The sequence below is a fragment of the Streptomyces sp. URMC 124 genome (assembly GCF_051386455.1).
Taxonomy (GTDB): domain Bacteria; phylum Actinomycetota; class Actinomycetes; order Streptomycetales; family Streptomycetaceae; genus Streptomyces.
This window is the reverse complement of sequence record NZ_JBPQTS010000451.1, coordinates 1-275: the sequence shown is the minus strand read 5'-3', so window position 1 is coordinate 275 and position 275 is coordinate 1. Positions and strand designations below refer to the sequence as shown.

The 275-nt window shown below is 57.1% G+C and carries 1 protein-coding gene; it reads left to right on the top strand.

All coding sequences use genetic code 11. The features are described from left to right. The coding region (locus ACSNOG_RS33310; protein ID WP_436756404.1) for a hypothetical protein at window positions 1-275 on the top strand (275 nt) is incomplete at both ends.

The window sequence follows — 275 nt, the reverse complement described above, 5'->3', positions numbered from 1 at the left end:
GTCTATGATCATCCCGAGCTGTTCGGGTTAGCCCGCAGCGCAGATATGATCGTTGAAATATTGGAGGATGAATTAATTCCATTGCCGGAAGGGGCAACGCTGGTCGGACTGCCGAACACCCGCGCCATCGGAATGGATCCCGAGAGCGGTGAGATGCTGCCGCTGGAGGAGGGCTATACCGCGGTAGGTGCTCTGCTTCCGCAGGGCTTTACCCGCCTGTGCCTGCCTGGGTATGTAAAGACCGACAAGGAATACAAGCTCCCGCTCTTCGGATA